21 protein-coding genes and 2 tRNA genes are annotated in these 22,959 nt (G+C 64.4%); 14 read left to right on the top strand and 9 right to left on the bottom strand.

Features of this window, described 5'->3' with window-relative positions:
• Positions 1 to 131 precede the first annotated feature (131 nt).
• A complete protein-coding gene (locus ACKTSM_RS04655) occupies positions 132 to 698 on the top strand; it encodes a fasciclin domain-containing protein (protein WP_407875960.1) in 567 nt (188 codons plus the stop codon).
• Between the two features lie 190 nt (positions 699 to 888).
• Here the strand turns inward: ACKTSM_RS04655 and clpX are convergent, their stop codons facing one another.
• A complete protein-coding gene (gene clpX / locus ACKTSM_RS04650) occupies positions 889 to 2,163 on the bottom strand; it encodes an ATP-dependent Clp protease ATP-binding subunit ClpX (protein WP_407875959.1) in 1,275 nt (424 codons plus the stop codon).
• A 206-nt stretch (positions 2,164 to 2,369) separates the two neighbouring features.
• Complete coding sequence (locus ACKTSM_RS04645) at positions 2,370 to 3,074, bottom strand: ATP-dependent Clp protease proteolytic subunit (protein ID WP_407875958.1); 705 nt, start codon at positions 3,072 to 3,074, stop codon at positions 2,370 to 2,372.
• A gap of 258 nt (positions 3,075 to 3,332) precedes the next feature.
• On the opposite strand from ACKTSM_RS04645, the gene ACKTSM_RS04640 reads away from it, so the two are divergent.
• Positions 3,333 to 5,444 (top strand): TonB-dependent receptor plug domain-containing protein, encoded by a 2,112-nt coding sequence (locus ACKTSM_RS04640; protein WP_407875957.1) that lies wholly within the window; start codon positions 3,333 to 3,335, stop codon positions 5,442 to 5,444.
• A 104-nt stretch (positions 5,445 to 5,548) separates the two neighbouring features.
• On the opposite strand, the gene tig is transcribed toward ACKTSM_RS04640, so the two are convergent.
• Both tig and ACKTSM_RS04630 read right to left on the bottom strand, forming a co-directional pair.
• Positions 5,549 to 7,138: a trigger factor gene (gene tig / locus ACKTSM_RS04635; RefSeq protein ID WP_407875956.1), complete on the bottom strand. Its 1,590-nt coding sequence runs from the start codon at positions 7,136 to 7,138 to the stop codon at positions 5,549 to 5,551.
• A gap of 57 nt (positions 7,139 to 7,195) precedes the next feature.
• A tRNA-Leu gene (locus ACKTSM_RS04630) sits at positions 7,196 to 7,280 on the bottom strand.
• A gap of 168 nt (positions 7,281 to 7,448) precedes the next feature.
• Here ACKTSM_RS04630 and ACKTSM_RS04625 point away from each other — a divergent pair.
• The 5 genes from ACKTSM_RS04625 to ACKTSM_RS04605 are packed head-to-tail and all read left to right on the top strand — an operon-like array spanning position 7,449 to position 10,244.
• Entirely contained in the window at positions 7,449 to 7,712 is a 264-nt protein-coding gene (locus tag ACKTSM_RS04625; protein ID WP_407875955.1) for a hypothetical protein, read from the top strand.
• Positions 7,713 to 7,729: 17 nt separating this feature from the next.
• Complete coding sequence (locus ACKTSM_RS04620; protein WP_407875954.1) at positions 7,730 to 7,915, top strand: hypothetical protein; 186 nt, start codon at positions 7,730 to 7,732, stop codon at positions 7,913 to 7,915.
• Between the two features lie 49 nt (positions 7,916 to 7,964).
• Positions 7,965 to 8,252 (top strand): DUF3297 family protein, encoded by a 288-nt coding sequence (locus tag ACKTSM_RS04615; RefSeq protein WP_407875953.1) that lies wholly within the window; start codon positions 7,965 to 7,967, stop codon positions 8,250 to 8,252.
• A gap of 52 nt (positions 8,253 to 8,304) precedes the next feature.
• The gene (gene der, locus ACKTSM_RS04610; RefSeq protein ID WP_407875952.1) at positions 8,305 to 9,738 is read left to right on the top strand and encodes a ribosome biogenesis GTPase Der; all 1,434 of its coding nucleotides are present in this window, start codon (positions 8,305 to 8,307) and stop codon (positions 9,736 to 9,738) included.
• On the top strand, positions 9,735 to 10,244 hold the full coding sequence (locus tag ACKTSM_RS04605) for a DUF2721 domain-containing protein (RefSeq protein ID WP_407875951.1): 510 nt from the start codon (positions 9,735 to 9,737) through the stop codon (positions 10,242 to 10,244). Before der ends, ACKTSM_RS04605 begins: the two co-directional genes overlap by 4 nt.
• A 59-nt stretch (positions 10,245 to 10,303) precedes the next feature.
• Here ACKTSM_RS04605 and bfr read toward each other — a convergent pair whose 3' ends face one another.
• Positions 10,304 to 10,807, bottom strand: coding sequence for a bacterioferritin (gene bfr / locus ACKTSM_RS04600; protein ID WP_407875950.1), 504 nt, complete (start codon positions 10,805 to 10,807; stop codon positions 10,304 to 10,306).
• A 512-nt stretch (positions 10,808 to 11,319) separates the two neighbouring features.
• On the opposite strand from bfr, the gene ACKTSM_RS04595 reads away from it, so the two are divergent.
• Positions 11,320 to 12,063 (top strand): hypothetical protein, encoded by a 744-nt coding sequence (locus tag ACKTSM_RS04595; protein ID WP_407875949.1) that lies wholly within the window; start codon positions 11,320 to 11,322, stop codon positions 12,061 to 12,063.
• 7 nt (positions 12,064 to 12,070) lie between these two features.
• On the opposite strand, the gene ACKTSM_RS04590 is transcribed toward ACKTSM_RS04595, so the two are convergent.
• On the bottom strand, positions 12,071 to 13,378 hold the full coding sequence (locus ACKTSM_RS04590) for a DUF418 domain-containing protein (protein WP_407875948.1): 1,308 nt from the start codon (positions 13,376 to 13,378) through the stop codon (positions 12,071 to 12,073).
• Positions 13,379 to 13,493: 115 nt separating this feature from the next.
• Entirely contained in the window at positions 13,494 to 14,504 is a 1,011-nt protein-coding gene (locus ACKTSM_RS04585) for an SPOR domain-containing protein (RefSeq protein ID WP_407875947.1), read from the bottom strand.
• A gap of 249 nt (positions 14,505 to 14,753) precedes the next feature.
• On the opposite strand from ACKTSM_RS04585, the gene ACKTSM_RS04580 reads away from it, so the two are divergent.
• From ACKTSM_RS04580 to ACKTSM_RS04570, 3 genes are all read left to right on the top strand, one after another.
• On the top strand, positions 14,754 to 15,476 hold the full coding sequence (locus tag ACKTSM_RS04580; protein WP_407875946.1) for an AAA family ATPase: 723 nt from the start codon (positions 14,754 to 14,756) through the stop codon (positions 15,474 to 15,476).
• 15 nt (positions 15,477 to 15,491) lie between these two features.
• Complete coding sequence (locus ACKTSM_RS04575; RefSeq protein WP_407875945.1) at positions 15,492 to 16,091, top strand: hypothetical protein; 600 nt, start codon at positions 15,492 to 15,494, stop codon at positions 16,089 to 16,091.
• Positions 16,092 to 16,159: 68 nt separating this feature from the next.
• Entirely contained in the window at positions 16,160 to 17,611 is a 1,452-nt protein-coding gene (locus ACKTSM_RS04570) for an SPOR domain-containing protein (protein WP_407875944.1), read from the top strand.
• A 76-nt stretch (positions 17,612 to 17,687) separates the two neighbouring features.
• Here the strand turns inward: ACKTSM_RS04570 and ACKTSM_RS04565 are convergent, their stop codons facing one another.
• Together ACKTSM_RS04565 and ACKTSM_RS04560 are read right to left on the bottom strand one after the other, a co-directional pair.
• Positions 17,688 to 18,920, bottom strand: a complete 1,233-nt coding sequence (locus ACKTSM_RS04565) for a dihydroorotase (RefSeq protein ID WP_407875943.1) — start codon at positions 18,918 to 18,920, stop codon at positions 17,688 to 17,690.
• Positions 18,917 to 19,942 carry an aspartate carbamoyltransferase catalytic subunit gene (locus ACKTSM_RS04560; RefSeq protein WP_407875942.1) on the bottom strand — a complete coding sequence of 342 codons (1,026 nt, stop codon included), beginning with the start codon at positions 19,940 to 19,942 and terminating at the stop codon, positions 18,917 to 18,919. The genes ACKTSM_RS04565 and ACKTSM_RS04560 overlap by 4 nt, the downstream gene beginning before the upstream one ends.
• A gap of 131 nt (positions 19,943 to 20,073) precedes the next feature.
• Here ACKTSM_RS04560 and sppA point away from each other — a divergent pair, with 131 nt between their 5' ends.
• The 3 genes from sppA (at position 20,074) to ACKTSM_RS04545 (ending at position 22,933) form a co-directional block, all read left to right on the top strand.
• Positions 20,074 to 21,969: a signal peptide peptidase SppA gene (sppA, locus tag ACKTSM_RS04555; RefSeq protein ID WP_407875941.1), complete on the top strand. Its 1,896-nt coding sequence runs from the start codon at positions 20,074 to 20,076 to the stop codon at positions 21,967 to 21,969.
• A 104-nt stretch (positions 21,970 to 22,073) separates the two neighbouring features.
• Positions 22,074 to 22,148, top strand: a tRNA-Val gene (locus ACKTSM_RS04550).
• A 281-nt stretch (positions 22,149 to 22,429) separates the two neighbouring features.
• Positions 22,430 to 22,933: a spore coat U domain-containing protein gene (locus ACKTSM_RS04545; protein WP_407875940.1), complete on the top strand. Its 504-nt coding sequence runs from the start codon at positions 22,430 to 22,432 to the stop codon at positions 22,931 to 22,933.
• Positions 22,934 to 22,959 lie beyond the last annotated feature (26 nt).

The following is a 22,959-nucleotide window of genomic DNA, read 5'->3' as shown; positions in this document are numbered from 1 at the left end:
TCGATGGCCCGCCAGACGGGGGCCGAAGCGGTCAATTACGAACATTTTCGCTCGCCGCGCGCATCCGCATCGCAAGCGGCTGCGTAATTCTCCATGCAAGATCGGGAGGCTTGCAGACAATGGAGATACCAATGACTGTGAACCGTACCCCTTTCAAACTCGCCATCGCCGCCTCGATTGCGGCGACCGCTGCCGTTGCCGCCCTGCCGAGCGCCACGACTTTCGCGCACCACACCACGCGCACCGCGCAGGCGCCCAATATCGTGCAGACCGCGCAGAGCACCGGCGTGCACGAAACACTGGTCGCCGCAGTGGTCGCGGCCGACCTCGCCGGCACGCTGTCGGGCTCGGGTCCGTTCACCGTCTTCGCGCCGACTGACACCGCCTTTGCCAAGTTGCCCGATGGCACCGTGGCCACGCTGCTGCGGCCCGAAAACAAGGGCCAGCTGACCAATATTCTCACCTATCACGCGGTATCGGGCTCGGTGAACGCCGATGACCTTGCCCATCTGATCAACCGCCGTGGCGGGTCGGCGACGATCGACACGCTTGCCGGCGAGAAGCTGACAGCTCGGCTTTCGGGCGACACGATCGTGATCACCGATGGCGCGGGCCGGGCGACGGCTGTTACCCAGGCCGATGTCCAGACCTCGAACGGCGTGATCCATGTCACCGATGGGGTGTTCCTGCCGGGCTGATGTCCCCTGCCCGGCCTAACCCGCTAGCGCGCGCTTCGTTCGTTTCCCTCCCAAGCCGGGGCGCCGCTAAACCCCGACCCCGTCCGGCCCATCCTCCAGGTGCCGGGCGGGGTCTTGCCTTGCGCATGGCAAAAGCGCCGCGGTCCGGGTGGATCGCGGCGCTTTGCTGTCTTGTGAAAGGTGAAGCGGTCTAGGCCGCCTCTTCCTTGGCTTCGCCATCGGCATTGCCGCCATGGACGCGGATCGGGTCCTTCTTGCCGGCGACGACGTCCTCGTCGATCACGATCTCGGTCACGCCTTCCATGTCGGGAAGGTCGAACATCGTGTCGAGCAGGATACCCTCGACAATCGAGCGCAGCCCGCGCGCACCGGTCTTGCGCGTGATCGCGCGCTTGGCGATCGCGACCAGCGCTTCGTCGGTGAAGGTGAGTTCGACATCCTCGAGCTCGAACAGCTTGCCATATTGCTTGACCAGCGCGTTCTTCGGTTCTTTCAGGATCGTCACCAGCGCATCGACATCGAGGTCGTGCAGAGTGGCGATAACCGGCAGACGGCCGACGAATTCGGGGATGAGCCCGAATTTCAACAGGTCTTCAGGTTCGCTCTTCTCCAGCAATTCGCCGACCTTGCGCTTGTCCGGATCGGCGACATGCGCGCCGAAACCGATCGAGCGTTTCTGCAACCTGTCGGCGATGATCTTGTCGAGACCGGCAAAGGCCCCGCCGCAGATGAACAGGATATTGGTGGTGTCGACTTGCAGGAATTCCTGCTGCGGATGCTTGCGCCCGCCCTGCGGTGGCACCGAGGCGGTGGTGCCTTCCATCAGCTTGAGCAGCGCCTGCTGCACGCCTTCGCCCGATACGTCGCGCGTGATCGAGGGGTTTTCCGCCTTGCGGGTGATCTTGTCGATCTCGTCGATGTAGACGATGCCGTGCTGCGCCTTCTCGACATTGTAGTCGGACGCCTGGAGCAGCTTGAGGATGATGTTCTCCACGTCCTCGCCCACGTAACCGGCTTCGGTCAGCGTGGTCGCATCGGCCATGGTGAAAGGCACGTCGAAGGTGCGCGCCAACGTCTGCGCGAGCAGCGTCTTGCCGGTGCCGGTGGGGCCGACCAGCAGGATGTTCGACTTGGCAAGTTCGACATCGCCGGCCTTGGCCGAGTGCTTCAACCGCTTGTAATGGTTGTGGACCGCGACCGACAGGTTGCGCTTGGCCGAGTTCTGGCCAATCACGTAATCGTTCAGCGTCGCAAAGATTTCCGACGGGGTCGGGACCTCGCCTTCCTTCTTGCCAGCAAGGCCGGCCTTGGTCTCTTCGCGGATGATGTCGTTGCACAGCTCGACGCACTCATCGCAGATGAACACGGTCGGGCCGGCGATAAGTTTGCGCACTTCGTGCTGCGACTTGCCGCAGAAGCTGCAATACAAAGTGCTCTTGCTGTCAGATCCGCTCAATTTGGTCATTCCTGTCAATCCTCGAACCCGCCGACCGGCCCTTCTGGGCAAGCCACGGATTCGGCAAGTGTATCTCCGCCCCCGCATGAATCAACATAGGGGCCAAGTTTTTCGGTCCGGTTAAGTGGTTTTCATGCCGCATTTAACCAATTGAAGATGAACCGGGCATAGCCGCGTCCCACCCCGGGGCAGGTCGCGGCCAATGCTTGCCGCGCCTATTCGGGTGCGCCGCCCGATCCTTCCTTGTCATCCGATTCCTCGTTTTCGGGCCGGGTTTCGAAAACCTTGTCGACGATGCCGAACTTCTTGGCTTCCTCGGCCTCGAGGAAGGTGTCGCGGTCCATCGCCTTCTCGATGTCATCGAGGCTCTGACCGGTATATTTCACGTAGAGATCGTTCATCCGGCTCTTGATCCGCAGGATCTCGCGCGCCTGGATCTCGATGTCCGAGGCCATGCCGCGTGCGCCGCCCGAAGGCTGGTGGACCATGATCCGCGCATTGGGAAGCGCGACGCGCATGCCCGGTTCGCCCGCGGCGAGAAGGAAGCTGCCCATCGATGCCGCCTGGCCCATGCACACGGTCGAAACGCGCGGCTTGATATATTGCATGGTGTCGTGGATCGCCATGCCAGCAGTCACCACGCCGCCGGGTGAATTGATATACATGCTGATCGGCTTGGACGGGTTCTCGCTTTCGAGAAACAGCAGCTGGGCGGTGATGAGCGAGGCCATGCCGTCTTCGACCTGGCCGGTCACGAAGACGATGCGTTCGCGCAGCAGGCGGCTGAAAATGTCGAAGCTGCGTTCGCCGCGGCTGGTCTGCTCGACGACCACCGGGACGAGAGCGCCGGTCAGCGGATCGGTGGTGAACTGGCCCTGCGTGCCATGGGTTTCGCCGGAATTGCCGAACAGGTCGATCATGTAATTGCTATCCTCGTTTTGACTGGACGCCTATGTCGGACGCCGCCGCGCCAACTTCAAGGGTCTTAACCATTGGCCGGCGCACTGCCCACCCGGCCACATCCCCTAGCAGCCTGATCGAACGGTAGGTTTCAGCCAGAAACGAGGCTCGCCGTTCATCGGGCTCGCTCGTATTCTAGTCGAGATAGCGTTTCCTTGTCCGCGTTCCTCGCGAATGTGACAGCAAGGAGACTGACCATCACTCGAACGGAAACCACAGTGAAGTCAAGTATTTGGCTCGTTTCGGCCGCGGCGATCGCGGTTGCGGCCCCGCTCAGCGCGCAAGACGAGGCCGGATCGAGCGAAGAAGCCGCAGCGGCGCAACCCTCGGATGCGCCCGCGGACACGTCCGCTGCCGAACAAGGCGCAGGTCGCGTCTTTACGCCTGACTATTTCGCGCAATTCGCCCCGCGCAACGCGCTCGACATGGTCGAGCGTATCCCCGGCTTTGTCATCACCGGCGGCAACAATGACGAACGCGGGCTTGGCCAGGCGGACCAGAATGTCCTGGTCAATGGCGAGCGGTTCTCGAGCAAGTCCGACAGCGCGCGGGACCAGCTGCGCAGGATCCCGGCCGATGACGTGGTGCGCATCGAAATCGTTGAAGGCAACGCGCTCGACATCCCCGGCCTCACCGGCCAGGTCGCCAACGTGATCTACGAAAGCTCCGGGCTTTCAGGTCAGTTCAGCTGGAACACCGGTTTTCGCCTTCACAACACCGAGGCCCAACTGTTCGGGGGCGAAGCCTCGGTCTCGGGCAAGACCGGCGCGCTCGACTACACGATCTCGATCAGCAACCGCAACGACCGCTTCGGCGCTGACGGCCCGATCGTAATCACCGATGGTGCGGGCAACCTGATCGAGGCGCAGGACACCAAGTCGTCGGGCGGGTTCGACAATCCCACGCTCGGCGCGAACCTCACCTATCGGATCGCCCCCGAAACGCTCGCCAATCTGAACTTGAGCTACGGCTATGACTGGTTCTTCTCGGACAACACCGAACTGGCCGTGCCCACGCTCGGCCCGGTCCGTTTCCAGGACCTGCGGCGGCGCAGCGACGGCCCCGAATACGAGATCGGCGGCGATATCGAGTTCCCGCTCGGCCCCGGCAAGCTCAAGCTGATCGGCCTCGAACGCTTCGAACGCGACAATTTCTCGAACCGCCTTGTCGATAGCTTCGATGATGGCAGCCCGGCGACGGGAAGCATCTTTCGCCAGACCAATGAGAGCGGCGAACGGATCGGCCGGTTCGAATATGGCTGGGGCATGTGGGGCGCCGATTGGCAGGTCTCGGGCGAGGCGGCCTTCAACCGGCTGAACCGGGTCTCGGAACTGATGGTGCTCGAGGCCGATGGCGAATTCGTCGACGTTGACTTTCCCGCCGGGACCGGAGGGGTGACCGAAGACCGCTTCGAAGGCATACTGAGCCTTACCCGTCAGCTGACCCCCCGCCTCTCGCTCCAGGCGACCGCGGGCGGCGAATATTCGAAGATCGAGCAGACCGGGGTCGCGGCCAATTCGCGCAGTTTCCAGCGCCCCAAGGGCTCGCTGTCGCTGACCTGGAAACCCGCCGATGACTTCGATGTCTCGATCTCGGCGCGCAGGAGGGTGGGCCAGTTAAGCTTCGGCGACTTCCTCGCCAGCGTCTCGATCGACGATGACAATGCCAATGCCGGCAATAACGAACTGGTCCCCGACCAGAGCTGGAACATCGATATCGAGGCAAACAAGAACCTGGGGCCGTGGGGCTCGGTCAAGCTCGAACTGCGCCATGCATGGTTCGAGGATTTCGTCGATTTCTTCCCGCTTCCCGGCGGCGGCGAGGCGCGCGGCAATATCGGCGACGCCCAGCGAACGCAGGTCGAAGTCAACGCGACGATCAAGGGCGAGCCGGTCGGCATCAACGGCGCGCGCATCGAAATGCGCGGAATCAAGCGCTGGATGAGCGTGGATGATCCTTTCACCGGCCTTTCGCGACCGTTCTCACAGGACACGATCGACCTGTTCGAGGCCGAATACCGCCACGACATACCGCGCAGCGACATCGCCTATGGCGCGGGCATGTTCACCATGACCAATGCGCCCTATTCGCGGCGGTTCGAGATCGGCCGGCAATATGAAGGACCGGTCTTCGCCCGCGTCTTCATCGAGCACAAGGACGTGTTCGGGCTGACCGTGCGCGCGGTCGCCGGCAATATCCTCGGAGCGCGCAACAAGTTCGAACGCACCGTCTTCGACGGATCGCGCCCCGACGCAGCAATTCTTTTCCGCGAGGCGATGGACCGCAGGATCGGTCCGATCTTCCGCTTTTCGGTAAGCGGCGATTTCTAGCAGGCGAATTTCGTCGACCAGCTCGGACAAGAGAAAGGGGCGGCAGGCCGATAAGCCTGCCGCCCCTATTCAATTTTTCTATCGGGCCTGCGTGAAGCGAGGCGTCAGTCGGCCTTCTTCTTGGCCGGCGCCTTCTTGGCAGCCGGCTTCTTTGCAGGAGCCTTCTTGGCTGCCGGCTTCTTCGCCGTGGCCTTCTTGGCGGCCGGCTTCTTGTCAGCGTCTGCCTTCTTGGCCGGGGCCTTCTTGGCAGCCGGCTTTTTCTCGCCGTCCTTCTTGGCTTCCTTCTTGGGAGCAGCCTTCTTCGCCGGAGCCTTCTTGGCGGCCTTCTTCTTCGGCGCGGCCTTGGCCTTTTCGGCTTCGGCTTCCTCGTCGGCCTCGATCGCGGCCTGGAGCTCCTCGACGGTCACTTCACGCTCGGTGACATCGGCCTTGTCGAACAGGAAGTCGACGACCTTGTCTTCATAGAGCGGTGCGCGAAGCTGGGCAGCGGCCATCGGCTCCTGCTGGATATACTGCATGAACCGCTCGCGATCTTCCTCGCGATATTGCTGCGCGGCCTGCTGGACCAGCATCGACATTTCCTGCTGGGTGACCTCGACGCCATTGGCCTGGCCGATTTCGGACAGCAGCAGGCCGAGGCGCACACGGCGTTCGGCGATGGCTTTGTAATCGTCCCTCTCGTCCTCGATCTGCTTCAGCGCCTCTTCGGGATTGTCTTCCTTCTGGGCTTCCTGCTGAAGCTGCGCCCAGATCTGTTCGAACTCGGCGTCGACCATCTGCGAAGGCACTTCGAAATCGTGGCCGGCAGCCAGCTGGTCGAGCAGCGAACGCTTCATCTGCGTGCGGGTGAGGCCGGCGGTCTGCTGTTCGAGCTGGCCCTTCATGATCTCCTTGAGCTTGTCGAGGCTGTCGAGCCCGAGCTGCTTGGCGAAATCATCGTCGATCTTGGTGTCGGTCTCGGTCTTCACCGCCTTCACGGTGACATCGAAGGTCGCTTCCTTGCCGGCGAGATGCTCGGCCTGGTAATCTTCGGGGAAGGTGACGGTGATGGTCTTCTCATCGCCCTTCTTCACGCCGACGAGCTGGTCTTCGAAGCCCGGAATGAAGGTGTTCGAACCCAGCACCAGCGCCGCGTCCTCGGCCTTGCCGCCTTCGAATTCCTCGCCGTCCAGCTTGCCGACGAAGTCGATGATCAGCTGGTCGCCTTCGGCAGCCTTCTTGGTCTTGGCCGCGTCCTTGTAGCTCTTGTTTTGCCCTGCAATATTGCCGATCGCTTCCTCGATCTGCTCGTCGGTGACGGGCACGACCAGCTTTTCGAGCTTGAGACCGTCAGTGCTCGGCGCCTCGACCTGCGGCAGGACTTCGAGCTCGACAGTGACTTCGGCGTCCTTGCCTTCCTCGTAGCCCTCGTCGAGTGCGATCGAAGGCTGCATCGCGGGACGCAGGTCCTCTTCCTTGATCAGCTTGTCGACCGATTCGCGGATCGTGTCGTTAAGCGTCTGGGCGTGGATCTGTTCGCCATGCATCTTCTTGACGAGATTGGCCGGCACCTTGCCCGGGCGGAAGCCGGGCATCTTCACCTGCGGCGCGATCTTCTTGATCTCGCTGTCGATCTTGTCCGCGATTTCATCGGCGGTGATCGTGATCAGATAGGCGCGCTTGAGCCCTTCACTGGTGGTCTGCTTGGTCTGCATGGGAATGTCACTGAAGCCTTTGTTACTTTAACCCGAGAGGCGTGAAGCCGGGCGGAATGGTGCGGGCGAAGGGACTCGAACCCCCACATCTTGCGATACTGGTACCTAAAACCAGCGCGTCTACCAATTCCGCCACGCCCGCAAAGCCCGAACGAAGCCGCGCGGGAAACCCTAGTGGTCCCCCGCGCGCGTTAGCAGGGGCCTCTATATCGAAGGCGGCCAAAGGGCAAGGCTTGGGCAACAGCGGCGCGCAAGTTTCGGAACCGCGCTCGGCTGGCCGGTGTTGAGAGAGGTGAAAGGACAGCCTGCCATGCCCCGCCCAGACGATTACGAAACGCCGCGCACGCCGCCTGCCACTCCGCCGGTGGTCGATCCCGATGTCGATCCCGAAGCCACCGCCGCGCTCGAGCGCGAGGTCGAGAAGCGCCAGGGCACCAAGCCGGGCCAACGCGCTGATCCGGATGAGGTCGACCCCGAGCTCGCCGCTTCGCTGCGCCGCCGCCAGGAGCTTGACGGTGCAGGCGAGGAAGAACTTGACGCAACCACGCCCACTACCCTGCTTCCCCCCGACTGAAATGACAGGAGCCTGACATGGCCACCCAGCCCGACCCCGCCCCCGACAGGATCGATCCGGTCGCCCCGCCCGAAAGCCCGCCCGACAGCGTGCCCGATACCAATCCGCCCTCGCAGCCGGACGAGATCGAGCCACCCGCCCCCGATCGCGACAATCCAGGACGCGGCCCCGACGAAACCCCGCCCGGGCCCGACACGGCGTGATGCGCCAATTTTCTTGCGCCGCGCCGCGCGGGCGACTAACGGCGCGCCCATGAGCGACGAACAGAAAAACGACACTCCGCCCGAACGCCTCTCGGTCAATCCGCGCAGCCCGCATTTCGATGGCGATGCGCTGCAACGCGGCGTCGGCATCCGGTTCAAGGACCGGGTGCGCACCGACATCGAGGAATATTCGATTTCCGAAGGCTGGGTCCGGGTGCAGGCGGGCAAGACCGTCGATCGCAAGGGCAACCCGCTGACGATCAAGCTCACCGGGCCGGTCGAGGCATGGTACGAGGATCTCGGCGACAATCCGCCGGTCGCCAAGAAGGACAGCTAAAGGGTCTTCGCCTTGCCAAGTGGCGGGGTAAGGGCCACTTGCGTGAGCGCATATGAAACCCACCGTCGTCATTATCGGTCGCCCCAATGTGGGCAAGTCCACCCTCTTCAACCGGCTGGTGGGCAAGAAACTCGCATTGGTCGATGACCAGCCGGGCGTCACCCGCGACCGCCGCATGGGCGATGCCGAGATTGCCGGGCTGCAATTCACCATCGTCGATACCGCAGGCTGGGAGGACGAGGACGCCCACACCCTGCCCGGGCGGATGCGCCAGCAGACCGAAGCCAGCCTCGAAGGCGCCGATGCCGCACTGTTCGTGGTCGATGCGCGCGCCGGCCTCACCCCGCTCGACAACGAGATCGCGCGTTATTTGCGCGAACACGACGTGCCGATCGTGCTGGTCGCCAACAAGGCCGAAGGCGCAGCCGGCGAAAGCGGCGTGCTCGAGGCCTATTCGCTCGGTTTTGGCGAACCGGTGGCGCTGTCGGCCGAACATGGTGAAGGCGTGGCTGACCTGTTCGGCGGCTTGTGGCCGATCATCGGCGAAAAGGCCGATGCCGCGCAGGAAGCCGCCAACGCCCCTGCCGGCGAAGACGAGGACGAGGACGCCCCGCTCGGCCCGCTCAAGCTTGCCATCGTCGGGCGGCCCAATGCGGGCAAGTCGACGCTGATCAACCGGCTGCTGGGCGAGGATCGCCTGCTGACCGGACCCGAGGCGGGCATCACCCGCGATTCGATCGCGATCGACTGGCAATGGACCGATCCCCAATCGGGCGAGACGCGCGATATCCGGCTGATCGATACCGCAGGGATGCGCAAGAAGCGCAATGTCACTGAAAAGCTCGAAAAGCTCTCGGTCGCCGATGCGCGCCGCGCGGTCGATTTTGCCGAGGTCGTGGTGCTGCTGCTCGACGCGACGCAGGGGCTCGAACACCAGGACCTCAAGATCGCCAGCCTCGCGCTCGAAGAAGGGCGCGCCCTGATGATAGCGATCAACAAGTGGGACGTGGCCGAAAACGCCTCGAGCCTGTTCAACGGCATTCGCGCAGCGCTCGACGATGGGCTCGCGCAGGTCCGGGGCCTGCCGTTGTTCGCGGTCAGCGCCAAGACCGGCAAGGGGCTCGACACGATGCTCGCAGCCGCCTTCGAATTGCGCGAAAGCTGGTCGAAACGCGTGCCCACCGCCGCGCTCAACCGCTGGTTCGACGATGCGCTCGCGGCCAATCCTCCGCCCGCGCCCGGAGGTCGCCGGATCAAGCTGCGCTACATCACCCAGGCCGGCACCCGTCCGCCGCGCTTCGTGGTCTTCGGCACCCGGCTCGACGATCTGCCCAAGAGTTACGAGCGCTATCTGGTCAACGGCATTCGCTCCAAGCTTGGCTTTGACGCGGTGCCGGTGCGCGTCGTGCTCAAGAGCCCCAAGAACCCCTACAATGCCAATCGCGGCGGGGGCGGCAATTTCAGCGGAGGTGCGGGCAAGTCATGATCTGGTTCGATATCGTCGCCTCGGGCGGTTCGAATCTCGCCGCCGACCTGCTCGAACGCACCGCCTCGACCCTGCGCGTGCAGGAAATCGTGCGGCTGAGCCTGGCGCCGGCCTTCCTGCTTGCCGGTATCGGCGCGGTGATGAACGTCATGATGAGCCGGCTGATCTGGATCGCCGGGCGGATCGAGAAAATCGAGCGCCGGATGGAGGACGACCGCAAGACCAAGGGCAGCCGCGAGCTTCCCAGGCTGCGCCGCCGTCGCAAGCTCGCACAGCGCGCCGTGATGCTCAGCACGCTCGCAGCGCTCACCATCTGCGTGGTGATCGCGCTATTGTTCGTCAGCGCCTTCATCAAGCCGCAGATCGGCACGGTGACCGCGCTCGCCTGGATCCTGACGATGGCCTTCCTGGTGACCGGTCTTGTCCATTTCGCTGCCGAAACGCTGGTCGCGGCGGGCGGGCAGTCGGGCAAGTCCGCCTCGGGCGGGCGCGACGAGGGCAGCTAAACGAACAGCGGCGGAGCATCGCTGCCCCGCCCCGTTCACATTGGCTCGGCCGCTAGCTGTCAGGGACGCCCGGCATTTGTCTCGCCCTCTCCCGCCGGGTGACTTTGCAACTGCACATAGTTCTGCAGCCCCATGCGGTTGATCATCTCGAACTGGGTCTCGAGGAAGTCGACATGCTCTTCCTCGTTGGCGAGGATGTCCTCGAACAATTGTTCGGAGGTGTAGTCGCGCACGCTCTTGGCGTATTCGGCCGCATCGCGCAGCAGCGGGATCGCCTCCTCCTCGAGAGCGAGATCGGCGCGCAAGATCTCCTCGACGCTTTCACCGACCTTGAGGCTGTGGATCGCCTGGAAATTGGGCAGGCCTTCGAGAAACAGCACCCGCTCGGCGAGCTTGTCGGCGTGCTGCATCTCCTCGATCGATTCCTTGCGTTCGTATTCGGCGAGCTTGGTCACGCCCCAATCGGCCAGCACCCGGTAATGCAGCCAGTACTGGTTGATCGCGGTCAGCTCGTTGGTGAGCGCCTTGTTGAGATATTCGATGACCTTGGGATCGCCCTTCATGGCCTGGTATCCTTCGTGCTGGCTTTGCGGGGGCCGGGCTGGCGGCCCGGTGAATTCAACCGTGCAAATACCAGCCCGGAGGCGCCCATGGCAAGGGTGGCCTCAGGAAAACTCTTTGATTTTCAGGGTTTTGAGAGCCATTCGCAATTGCGGCTCGCCAGCTTATAATGCGATTTCTTCGCAAGAAATCAGCGCGCGTTCCTGGTCGAGGATTTTGCCAGCCTTTGCAAGGCATTGGCCGCAATTGGGCCGCTTACCGAGAGTCGCATAGGTCGCTTCGGCGTCGCCGCGCGTAGTCAGCGCGGCCTTGCGCAGGTCGCTTTCGCGTATGGCATTGCAAATGCAGATATACATGGGCTGCGCGAATCACTCCTGCGAGGCGTTTGCAAAAAAGAGATATGCGAATAAATCGCAATAGCAAGAGGAAAAGAGGGGAAGCGCGTGGCGATTGCCGGTTTTCCCGCGTCCGCGCGCGGACTAGACTGGCGCGCAATGCGAACATCGGGATCGACATGACACGCGAAAGGCACTTTGGAGGGATGGCCGCTGCCACGCTCGCTATAGCGGCTGCGATGGTGGGCGGATGCGAGGAAGCGCCCGACCGGGACCGCGCGGCGATCGAGCGCGAAATCCTCGAAACGCCGCGTTCAGGCGCGCTGTGGGCCGCGATCAAGCGCGAATATCCAGGCGATTTCGCCCGATTGGTCGAACAGGTGCAGGCGTTGAACCTCTCCGAACGCGGCGACAGTGCGCGCGGGGAACAGATCGGCAAAGAATGGCTGCAAGACTTCTTCACCCGCATCGCTCCCGAGGCGGTACAAGCGCCTGCCGAAGCGATGCTGCGCTGGAGCATGGCCGAGGCGAAGCTTTACGAAACGCTCGAACGCCATGCGCCCGACGCATGCGCAGCGATGACAATGGGCGAATGGATCTTCATCGAGGACGACGACGCGGCGGCCTATGACGCGATCGCGGCGCGCAATATCGCCATGGTCGAAGCGGCTTCTGCAGGGCGCGCAGATCCGCAGGTCTACGACGAACCCGACCGCGCGGCTTTCGACCGGCTCGGCGATGCGATTGCCGGAACCGGTCTTGCGCCCGAACTGCAACAGGCGCTGGCTGCGCCCGATGCATTGGGCGAGCTTGCCCCGGAAGATCAATGCGCGATCGGGGTCGCGCTACACCAGGCGATTGCCGATCTGCCCGACGACGCCGAACCCGCAATGGCTGCCTACATGCTCGCCCCTGCCAATTGACCCCGCTTCAGCCGCGGCGCAGCGGGAACAGCGTGCGATAGGTGAGGCAGCGCCACAGCCATTCGAGCGGGCCATAGCGATAGCGATCGAGCCAGGGTTTCGACCAGGCCAGCATGAGCACCCAGAAGGCCGCGGTCAGGAGGTATAGCAGCGGGCGGTTAAGCTCGCCGAACAGTGCCAGTCCCCAGCCCTGCATCACGAACAGCATCAAGACCGATGTGCCGAGGTAATTGGTGAACGCCGCACGGCCCGCTGCGCGCACGCGCTCGGCGAGCCACCCGGTCCAACCTGGCGAATAGGCGACCATCAGTGCCGCCAGCGCCAGCACCATGATCAATTGCGGCAATGCGCTGAAGGCCACATAGGCGGCGAGCATGGCGTAATAGGAAAATCCCACCGATTTCAGCCACAAGCCGATCGCAAGATGTATCGCTGCGCCGAACGCCAGGCCAATCCAGCCCCATCGCACCATTTTGGCATGAGCGATCGCGCCGCTGAAGAAACCCATTCGGTATAGCGCCACGCCGAGCAGCATGAGCGGCAGCGTCTCCCATATGAACAAGGCGAGGTTGGTGAGCGGATCGGTTCCATGGATGTTGAGCCTGTGCTCTGCCAATCCGGCCAGGTCGCCCTGGCGGATAAGCGCGGTCTCGGTTTCACCATCGGCAAGCGCATCCTCCATCCCCGCGACCATTGCCGCGCGGCTATCCGCAAAGGCCGCGGAATCGCCAAAACTGGTTTCGGCAATGAAATAGGGCATCGACACCGCTCCTGCGTAGAACAGGACGCCTGCCATATAGCCTGCCAGTGCGAGGCCGAACTGCGTGCGCGGCGCCAGCTTGAGCAGCGGAACGACGAGAAAGCCGATCAGCGCGTAATAAGTGAGGATGTCGCCCATCCAGATGAAGAAGAAATGGACGAGACCGAAGACGAGCAGGATTGCCAACCGCCAGACTTGCAGCCAGCGCGTGCTCCCGCGCGCCCATGCGCGTTCCATGAACAGGTAAAGCCCCGCGCCGAATAGCAGCGTGAACAGCCCGCGCATCTTGTTGTCGATCAAAACATATTGTCCGATCAGCATCCATTCGGAGGTCGCGCCATGCTCGGTGAGGAATGCGCCGGGATACATGTAGGCCGCAAATGGCTGGCCGAATGCGACGATATTCGCAGCGAGGATTCCCATCACCGCGATCCCGCGGATGAAATCGAGACTCTCGATCCTGTCGCCCTTGGCCACCGGTGCCGCCGAGGCAGCCGGCGCCATGTCAGGCGTTGCGTTCGCGTGGGTTTCGCCCGCGGCTTGGGTGTCGGTCATGCGCTTTCCCCCTGATCCCTCGGGCTGCACCCTAGCAGCAAGAAGGACGAGGGAAAGCGATTTGGCAGAGGGAGCCGCTCAGGCGGGGTCTCAGCGCGATCGCAGATCCAAAAGGTCAGGGACGGGCGACGATGCAGCCCTGGCCCTGGCGCTTGAGCGTGTTGCATGCATCCTGCGCCTCGCGCTGGCTGGCAAAGCCGACCGCGCGCAGCCGGGTAACATTGCCGCCATTGATAAGCGTCTTGCGCGTGCCCGCCAGGGCAGGATTCGATTCAAGGCGCGACCACAGCCTGTCGGCATTGTCGCGCACGCCGAACGCGCCAAGCTGGACGCCCCAATTGCCCGAAGCGCGCTGCGGGGCGGCCTGTGCGGGCACGCGGCGTTGGGAAGCGGGGACGGGGACCGGCCGTGAAGAAGGTCGCGTCAGAGCCGCACTGCGCCGCGGCGGTTCGCTGGCCCTTGCTGGCGCGGCGGGTTCATCCCGATTGCCAAGATCAACCGCGGCGAGTTCGGCCGCACGGCGGTGTTCGCTTTCGGCCTCGATCTGGCGCGCGAGCGACTGCGCCTGCTGGCGCTGGGCAAGCGGCACGTAATCGTCCATCTGGCCGAGTGCGTTGCCCGCCTGGGGCAATCCGGCAGCATTGGCCAGCGTGAGCAGCGCATAGGCGCGCACCCAGTCGCGCTCGGCATAATCGGCGTTGAAATGCGCAAGGCCCAGCACATATTGCGCGCGCGGATCGCCGCGTTCGGCAGCGGCGCGGATCAGCGGCATGGCTGCGTCCTGCTCGCCTTGCTGGAAAAGAAGCAGGCCGTAATTGTCTGCCGCCTTCACATGGCCGCGATCGGCGGCCTGGGCATAGAGCTGGCGCGCACGTTCGACATCGGGCTCGACCCCGCGACCGAGCCGATAGGCCTGGGCAAGGTTGAACAGGGCATCGGCGTCTCCCGCCTGGGCAGGGCCTCGCCATTCGGCGACCGCGACGCTGTATTCGCCCGCGCTCCAGGCATCGACCCCGGCCTTGACGTCTGCCTGGGCAGGGGCAGCAAGCGCCGCGCATGCGGCAGCCGCGCCGAGCAGAGCGGAACGGCGGACCAGCCCTTTGATGCTGTGTGCGGTGATAGCCATGTCGTCGGCACTCCTTCGCTTTCGTGTGCGAAGGCGCTTGTGGCAAAAACTGGTTAGCAATTCGTTGTCACCGGTCGCTGCAGGTCCATGGGGGCCGGCTAGCGCGCCCCTTTCAATGCCCGGGCGGCCAATCGGACCGAAATGCGGCGCGCGCCCATTAACCCAAAATTAGGGGTAGTCTGCGATCCCCCAATTTCACCAAGCCGCAATCGTGCGGCGAAACAGGTCTATTACCAGGGGGACCGAGCGTTGCGTGTACTAGCTTTGGCATCGCAGAAAGGCGGATCGGGCAAGACGACCCTTTCCGGGCATCTCGCCGTCCAGGCCCAGCGCGCAGGCGCCGGTCCGGTCGTGCTCATCGATATCGACCCGCAAGGATCGCTTGCCGATTGGTGGAACGAGCGTGAGGCGGAATATCCCGCCTTTGCCCAGACCACCGTGTCGCGGCTCGCCAACGATCTGCAGGTGCTTCGCCAGCAGGGCTTCAAGCTCGCGGTGATCGACACCCCTCCTGCGATCACCATGGCGATCCAGTCAGTGATCGGGGTTGCCGAACTGATCGTGGTGCCCACCCGTCCGAGCCCGCATGACCTGCGCGCCGTGGGTGCGACTGTCGACCTGTGCGAACGCGCCGGCAAGCCGCTCGTCTTCGTGGTCAACGCCGCGACCCCCAAGGCCAAGATCACATCCGAGGCCGCCGTCGCGCTCTCGCAGCACGGCACCGTGGCCCCGATCACGCTTCACCACCGCACCGATTTCGCCGCCTCGATGATCGACGGGCGCACGGTGATGGAAGTCGATCCGCAGGGACGCAGCTGCGCCGAGATCACCGCCTTGTGGAAATATATCTCGGACCGACTCGAAAAGAATTTCCGTCGCACCGTCTTCTCTGCCCCGGGCACGCCTGCCCAGGCCCAGGCCGGCGGCGTCCACCGCCCCGCTGGCGGCTTTGGCCGCCGGGTCGCGCAGTAAGAGGGCCCGGAAGCGATGTCCGAAGCCAGCTTCGCCTCGCTTGGACCGACTTTGCTCGCACGCAAGGGCGGCGCCAAGCCGGCCATGCGCCCGCAGCTTGCCCCGCTTCCCGAAACGGTCGCGGCCGAGCAGCTCGAGGACCTGGGCTGGAATGACATGGGTCAGGACGATATCGTGACCGGCCAGCCGCGCGAGACCGTGAGTGCACGGGTCGTTCCGATCGGCACAACCGATCACGCGCCCACGCGCGCAGCCAATGAGGATGCGCCGTCCGATCCGGCTGACAGCACCGCCGCCGCGATCGCCACGGCGGGCGGAACCGACGAGGCACCGCTGATCCGTCCAAAGGCGAAGGCCGCGAACGCTCTCACTAGGAAAACCAAATCGCAGCGCAAGCCGCGCGCTGGCGCCCGCAAGGGCAAGGCCCCCGCGAAACGCACCGCCTTTACCCTGCGGCTCGACGCCGAGCGTCATCTCAAGCTGAGACTGGCCGCGACTATCGAAAATACCAGCGCCCAAGCGCTTCTCACCGAAGCGCTCGACGCGATGCTCACCCGTATCGAGGGTCTCGATGCCATCGCCGAGCGCTTCCACGCCCGACACCAACCCAACTGATCGTATCAACCGCGAAACACCGCACCATCAACCTGCTGAACACAATGGTTAATTTAGGGGAAAAGCACATGGCCCGCCGCAACAAAGGCTTCACCGGTCCCAAGATCGGTCTTTTCATGAGCACGGCTCTTGCCAGCGTGGTCCTGGCAGGGTGCACCGCTTCCGCCCCTCCGGCCGAGACCTCGTTTGCTAAGGCGCAGGCCGCGCTCGAAGACGGCAAGGTCGATCGCGCGATCACTCATGCCGAAGCTGCCGTCCTCGCCGAGCCGCGCAATGCGGGCTATCGCGCGGTTCTGGGCGCAGCCTATCTCGAAGCGGGCCGGTTCCAGTCCGCCGCCACCGCCTTTGGCGAGGCGATGGAGCTGGGCGAGAGCGATGCGCGCACGGTGCTGAGCTACGCGCTGGCCGAAATCGCGCAGGGCAACAAGGCCGCCGCGCTTGCAGCGCTTTCGGAAAACCAGTCGATCATTCCGGTCGCCGATTTCGGTCTCGCGCTTGCGCTGGCCGGACAGCCGGAACAGGGCGTGCACTATCTCGTCAATTCGGTGCGCAACGGCGATGCCAGCGCCAAGGTGCGCCAGAACCTCGCCTACACCTATGCGCTTGCCGGGAACTGGCGCGCTGCGCGGGTCATGGCTGCCGAGGACGTGCCCGCCGACCAGCTCGATGCGCGCCTGTCCGAATGGGCAGCGACCGCGCGCGCCGAAGATCACCAGGTGCGCGTCGCCAACCTGCTCGGCGTGACGCCTGCCAGTGACGGGGGCCAGCCGCAATATCTGGCTCTGTCCAATTTCCCGAGCCAGCAGATGATGGTTGCCGAAGCGCAGGACATGCGCGCAGCCGAGGTCAACGCCGATGTCGCTCCGCAGGTCGCCTCGAGCGGCCCGGTGGAAACCATCGCTCTTGCTGCACGGGCGGCCGGCTCGGTTCCGGCCGATGACGAGGTGGTGTCCTCGGTCACTCCGCGTGCGAGCGAGGAATTGGCCTTCGGTGTCCGCGACAGCGAACCTGCCGCGCAGCCCGACAGTGCGCCCCGCCCCGCTGCCAATGCCCGCGTCGCCGCGGCCAGCGCGGCTTCGAGCACGGCTTCGCCGTCGAGCGCAGCGCGCCGCTTCGTATCGAACGCTGTGGTGCAGCAGTTCCCCGAGCGCAGCAGCGAAGCGCCCGCCCCTGCACGCAACCAGCGCGCCGCGCCGCAGCGGCGCATGGCGGTCGCCACCGGCTCTGCTGCCACACATCTCGTCCAGCTCGGCGCATTTGAAAGCCGCGCCGTGGCGCAGGACAAGCAGCGCGAATTCCAGTCGCGGTTCCCCGATCTTGCCAAGCGCGATTTCGTCATCACCGAAGCAGTGGTCAACGGGCGGACCTTCTTCCGCCTCGCCGCTGCCGGTTTCGGCAATCGCAGTGCGCGCTCGATGTGCAACACGCTCAAGGCCTCGGGCCGCGGATGCTTTGCCTATGCCGCTTCGAGCCCGCCGGCAGGCGCGGTCGATCGCGGCGTCCGGATCGCCTCGCGCTGACATTTGCCGCTTTTCGCAGGAAAGCACCTTACCGTCCCTGCAAGCAAGCGCTTGCAGGGACGGTTTGCATATGGGCTCAGCAGATTTCGTGCCCGCCCTTGAACAGCTTCAGCACCCGCCCCTGAGCACCGAAACGGTCGAACGGCGTGTTGTCGCCGCGTGCGCCCATCCGCGCGCGATCGATCATCCACGGGGCTTCGGGATCGACCAGTGCGATATCGGCCTCGTGGCCCGGAACGATTGCGCCAGCCTCGACCCCGAGCAGGCGCGCCGGATTGGCCGCGAGAAGGTCAAAGGCGCGGCCTGTGTCGATCACCCCATCGCGCACCAGGGCGAGCGTCATCGCCAGCAGGCTCTGTGCGCCCGCCATGCCCGGCTCGGCATCGGCAAAGGGCAGCCGCTTGTCCTCGGGCCCGCGCGGATCGTGTCCGCTGGTAATCACGTCGACCACGCCCTCGCCGATCGCCTCGCGCGCAGCCTGCCGGTCGCTCTCTGAGCGCAGCGGCGGAGAGAAGCGCATGAAGGTGCGGAAATCCGCAGTGTCGAGATCGGACAGCATGAAGTGTGCAGGCGTGATCCCGCAGGTCACATCGACCCCGCGCGCCTTGGCAGCCTTGACCAGTTCAAACCCTTTCGCGGTGGTCACCTGGCGGAAGTGCAGGCGCGCCCCGCTCATTTCGGCAAGAGCAATGTCGCGCGCGAGCGCCAGCGCCTCGGCCTCGGCAGGCGCACTCGGCAGGCCCAGCCGGGTCGCCATCTCTCCCGCGGTCGCTGCCGCCTCGCCCACCAGCGCGCTGTCCTCGGCATGGGCGACGACCACGAGGTCGAGCATCGCTGCATATTGCAACAGGCGCAGCATCACGCCGCTATCGGCGATCCATTGGCGGCCGGTGGCAACGCCGCGCGCGCCCGCCTCGCGCATGAGCGCGATCTCGGCAAGCTCTGCGCCCTCTAGCGACCGTGTTGCTGCGGCCAGCGGATGAACCCACAGATCGGGCTTGCCGCTTTTGGCGATGTAATTGATGCGGCTGGGATAATCGAGCGGAGGCGACTGGTCCGGCATCAGCGCCGCACGGGTGATACCGCCGAACTGGAAGGCGCGCTTGTCGATGGCGAAGACCCCGAAATCGACGAGGCCGGGCGCGACCAGGGAACCTGCGGCATCGACGACAATGTCCCCGTCCCGCGCTGTCACGCCGTTTCCGACCGCCTCGATCTTTCCGCCTGCAAGCCGCACCGCGCCCTGTGCGATTCCGCCAGGTGTGACGATCCGGCCGCCGGTTATCGTGAGAGGCTGCGCCTGTTTCATGGCGTCGCCTCCCATCCCGCGACCGAGCGCGCCGAGCGGGTCAGCACGTCGAGACAGGCCATGCGCACCGCGACCCCCATCTCGACCTGTTCGGTGATAATCGAACGGCCAATCAAGTCAGCCACCTCGCTGTCGATCTCGACCCCCCGGTTCATCGGGCCGGGATGCATGACCAGTGCATCTGGCGCAGCCCGTTGCAGGCGTACCTCGGTCAGGCCGTAGAGGTGGTGATATTCGCGCGCCGAGGGAATGAACTGCCCGCTCATCCGCTCGGTCTGGAGCCGCAGCATCATCACCACGTCGCAGCCGTCGAGCGCGGCGTCGAAATCGTGAAAGGGCTCGGCCCCTATCGCCTCGATCCCCGCTGGCATGAGCGCAGGCGGCGAACACAGCCGCACGCTCGCGCCCAGCGCCTGAAGGCACAAGATGTTCGATCGCGCGACGCGGCTGTGAAGGATATCGCCGCAAATCGTGACCACGCGCCCGGTGAAATCCTCGGTGCCCTCACCTCGCCGCGCAAGCGCCTGGCGCAGGGCCAGCGCATCGAGAAGCGCCTGGGTGGGGTGTTCGTGGCGGCCATCACCGGCATTGAGCACCGGGCAATCGACCTTGTCGGCGATCAGCTGGGTCGCGCCCGAGCTTGCATGGCGGATGACGATGGCATCGGCGCGCATCGCGTTCAGCGTGATCGCGGTGTCGATCAGCGTCTCGCCTTTCTTCACGCTCGATTGCGCGGCGTGCATGTTGACCACATCCGCGCCCAGCCGCTTGCCCGCGATTTCGAACGACAGCAGCGTGCGGGTCGAGTTTTCGAAGAACGCGTTGATGATCGTCAACCCGCTAAGGATCCCGGCATGCTTGTCGCTGCGGCGGTTGTGCTCGACCCAGCTTTCAGCCTCGCGCAGGAGGTAGAGGATCTCGTGGCGTTCTAGCTGGGCGATGCCCGTCAGATCTCGATGCGGGAATGCAAGACGGCCCGCCGGAAAGCGCGAATCCGTTGCTTGGTTTGGCGTGTTGTCCATTAAAGCAACGCCCTTAGTCGAGGCCGGTGCAACGCTCAACCCATTCGCGCGCGCGAGCGGCATGGAAGTTTGCGCGCTTTGCCCCTAGATCAGGACGAAACGCCCTCTCAGTGACAAGGCAAGACGCGCACATGCAATTCATCGGCAAGGCCTGGAAAATCGTCGTCGGCATCAAGGACGCGCTGGTGCTCGTCTTCATGCTCCTGTTTTTCCTTCTGCTCTTCACCCTTCTTTCAGCCTCGCCCAATCCCGGCCAGGTGCGCGAAGGCGCGCTCTACATCGACATGAGCGGATATGTGGTCGAGGAAAGGGCCGCGATCGATCCGATCGCCACTCTGGTCAGCGGACGCGCACCCCCGGTCGAGATGGCCGCGCGCGATCTCGTGCGCGCGCTCGATGCGGCGACGGGCGATGAACGGATCAAGGCGGTGGTGCTCGACCTCACCATGTTCACCGGCGGCGGTCAGGTCCACATGCAGGCGATCGGCGAGGCGATGGAGCGGGTGCGCAGCTCCGGCAAGCCGGTCTTCACCTATGCGCTGGCTTATGGCGATGACCATATGCACCTTGCCGCCCATGCAAGCGAGGTCTGGGCCGACCCGCTCGGTGGAGCGGTGATCGCTGGGCCGGGCGGGTCGAGCCTCTATTACGGCGAATTGCTCGACCGGCTCAGCATCAATACGCGCGTCTACCGGGTCGGCGCCTTCAAGTCGGCGGTCGAGCCCTATACCCGCAGCGATGCCTCGCCCGAGGCAAGCGAGAACCGCGCCAGCCTCTACGGCGCCCTGTGGGAAGAATACCGCGCAAATATCCGCAAGGCGCGCCCCGCGATCGATCTCGACCGGGTGACGAGCGACCCGGTCGGCTGGGTCACCGCCTCTTCGGGCGACCTTGCCGAGGCCGCGCTGGAAGCCGGGCTTGTCGACCGGCTCGGCGACCCGGTCGCATTCGGCACCCGCGTGGCAGAAGTGGCAGGCGAGGACGAATGGAACGATGCCCCCGGCGCCTTCGCCAGGAGCGAGCTTGCCCCCTATCTCGCTGATATCGGCGATGGCGACGGGTTGCTGTCGTCTGCCAACAGGATCGCGGTGGTGACCGTTGCCGGGATGATCGTCGATGGCGATGCCGGTCCCGGCTCTGCGGGCGGAGCGCGGATCGCAGGACTGCTCGACGAGGCGTTTGAGGATGACAGCATCAAGGGGCTGGTGGTCCGGGTCGATTCGCCGGGCGGCTCGGTGATCGCCTCCGAGCAGATCCGCCGCGCGATCGAGCGCTTCCGTGACAAGGACATCCCCGTCGCGGTTTCCTTTGCCAATGTCGCGGCCAGCGGCGGTTATTGGGTGGCGAGCGCGGGCGACCGGATTTTCGCGCAGCCCGAGACGGTCACCGGGTCGATCGGCGTGTTCGCGGTGATCCCCACCTTCGAAGATGCCGCCGGCGAGATCGGCATCAATGCCGATGGCTATCGCACCACGCCGCTTTCGGGTCAGCCCGATCTCATCGGCGGGTTCACCCCCGAAGTCGACGCGATCCTCCAAGCCTCGATTGCCGACACCTATTCCGATTTCCTTGCCCGCGTGGCCGATGCGCGCGGCCTGACGCCCGAGCGTGTCGAAGCCATCGCCCAGGGCCGCGTCTGGGACGGCGGCACCGCGCGCCAGCTCGGCCTTGTTGACCAATTCGGCGGGGTCGAGGCAGCCTTTGCCTGGGTCGCTGCCGAGGCAGGGCTCGATGAGGATGACTGGCGGCCGGCCTATCTGGGTGCCGAGGATGCCAATTACGATTCGCTGATCCGGCAACTGGTGACCGGCTCGTCCGAACCCCAGGCACGAGGCGGCGGCATTTTTGCCATGGCCGCCTTGCAGCGCGAGGCGCTCGCCGCGCAGGTCCTTCGCGATGCCCAGATGCTTGCAGGAATGCGTGGGGTACAGGCCTATTGCCTTGAATGTCCGTTCGAAGCGCGACCCGGGGCTGTTGGCGAAGCCAGGGGCTGGGTCGAGGCGCTGCTCACACTCGCCCGGCAATAGCCAGTCGGCAACGCGATCTTCAGGGCTTGCAAAGCCCGGGTCCGCACAGTAGATGCGCGCCCCTGTCCGGGATGCGGCGCACCAGCCCTCCCCTAGCGAAGGACGGGCGCGTAGCTCAGTGGTAGAGCACACCCTTCACACGGGTGGGGTCGCAAGTTCAATCCTTGCCGCGCCCACCACGCACCGCGACAAGTGCGCTCGCGATACCGGGCGTCTTCTCCACATCGACGTGGCAGCGATGCCCTTCCGGATCGGCTTCAGTCGAGCGGCTCCCGACTGCTCCCTTCTCCCCCCTGCCGGGCCCTGATCGCAGGGCAATTCCTTAACCAGACCACCGCCTCGCGTTCACCAACACGCGACATGAGGTGTTAACCATGATCGTTTCAGTCAAATTATAGCAAGCGGATTTAATAAAGAAGCATCCGGAGGCGCCTGTTATTCAAATGGAAGGAATTGCCCCATGAATGCCACCTATAGAAAAGCCGCCATCGCCGCAGCTATTCCCACTATTCTTGTCGCCTCGCCCGCGCTCGCTCAGAGCGCCGATGGCTCGATGGCTGTCACCGCCGAAGTGGTCCAGAACTGCACTGTCGCCGCCACGCCGATGAATTTCGGCCCGATCACCGAAGTCGGCGCTGCGAACGAAGATGCGCAGTCGACCATCACTCTGGCCTGCACAGCGCTCGCCGATTACGAGATCCAGCTTGACAATGGGGTCAATGCCGATGGGACCCAGCGCCGGATGCAGGGCGCGACATCTTCGGAATTCCTCGAATACGAAATCTATCGCGACGCCTCGCGCACCGCACGCTGGGGTCAGACGCTCGGCACCGATACCCGGACCGGCACCGCCAATGTCGCAGGTGTCGCGACCGAGACCGCCTATGGCCGCATCCCGGTCGGTCACGCCAATGTGAGCGGCGATATCTATTCTGATACGATCACGGTCACGGTTAACTTTTAGTTGGCCAATTAAACCAATATTTAGAC

It is taken from the genome of Qipengyuania nanhaisediminis (genome assembly GCF_045862805.1).
GTDB lineage: Bacteria > Pseudomonadota > Alphaproteobacteria > Sphingomonadales > Sphingomonadaceae > Erythrobacter > Erythrobacter nanhaisediminis_A.
Note: the sequence above shows the minus strand (reverse complement) of the source record. Positions and strands in the feature narration are given on the sequence as shown.

Coding starts and splice junctions, on each gene's coding strand:
- sppA (WP_407875941.1), top strand. CDS start 20,074: ATGCAATTCATCGGCAAGGCCTGGAAAATCGTCGTCGGCATCAAGGAC.
- ACKTSM_RS04645 (WP_407875958.1), bottom strand. CDS start 3,074: ATGATCGACCTGTTCGGCAATTCCGGCGAAACCCATGGCACGCAGGGC.
- der (WP_407875952.1), top strand. CDS start 8,305: ATGAAACCCACCGTCGTCATTATCGGTCGCCCCAATGTGGGCAAGTCC.
- bfr (WP_407875950.1), bottom strand. CDS start 10,807: ATGAAGGGCGATCCCAAGGTCATCGAATATCTCAACAAGGCGCTCACC.
- ACKTSM_RS04605 (WP_407875951.1), top strand. CDS start 9,735: ATGATCTGGTTCGATATCGTCGCCTCGGGCGGTTCGAATCTCGCCGCC.
- tig (WP_407875956.1), bottom strand. CDS start 7,138: ATGCAGACCAAGCAGACCACCAGTGAAGGGCTCAAGCGCGCCTATCTG.
- ACKTSM_RS04565 (WP_407875943.1), bottom strand. CDS start 18,920: ATGAAACAGGCGCAGCCTCTCACGATAACCGGCGGCCGGATCGTCACA.
- ACKTSM_RS04560 (WP_407875942.1), bottom strand. CDS start 19,942: ATGGACAACACGCCAAACCAAGCAACGGATTCGCGCTTTCCGGCGGGC.
- ACKTSM_RS04615 (WP_407875953.1), top strand. CDS start 7,965: ATGAGCGACGAACAGAAAAACGACACTCCGCCCGAACGCCTCTCGGTC.
- ACKTSM_RS04545 (WP_407875940.1), top strand. CDS start 22,430: ATGAATGCCACCTATAGAAAAGCCGCCATCGCCGCAGCTATTCCCACT.
- ACKTSM_RS04625 (WP_407875955.1), top strand. CDS start 7,449: ATGCCCCGCCCAGACGATTACGAAACGCCGCGCACGCCGCCTGCCACT.
- ACKTSM_RS04585 (WP_407875947.1), bottom strand. CDS start 14,504: ATGGCTATCACCGCACACAGCATCAAAGGGCTGGTCCGCCGTTCCGCT.
- ACKTSM_RS04620 (WP_407875954.1), top strand. CDS start 7,730: ATGGCCACCCAGCCCGACCCCGCCCCCGACAGGATCGATCCGGTCGCC.
- ACKTSM_RS04575 (WP_407875945.1), top strand. CDS start 15,492: ATGTCCGAAGCCAGCTTCGCCTCGCTTGGACCGACTTTGCTCGCACGC.
- ACKTSM_RS04655 (WP_407875960.1), top strand. CDS start 132: ATGACTGTGAACCGTACCCCTTTCAAACTCGCCATCGCCGCCTCGATT.
- ACKTSM_RS04595 (WP_407875949.1), top strand. CDS start 11,320: ATGACACGCGAAAGGCACTTTGGAGGGATGGCCGCTGCCACGCTCGCT.
- ACKTSM_RS04570 (WP_407875944.1), top strand. CDS start 16,160: ATGGCCCGCCGCAACAAAGGCTTCACCGGTCCCAAGATCGGTCTTTTC.
- clpX (WP_407875959.1), bottom strand. CDS start 2,163: ATGACCAAATTGAGCGGATCTGACAGCAAGAGCACTTTGTATTGCAGC.
- ACKTSM_RS04590 (WP_407875948.1), bottom strand. CDS start 13,378: ATGACCGACACCCAAGCCGCGGGCGAAACCCACGCGAACGCAACGCCT.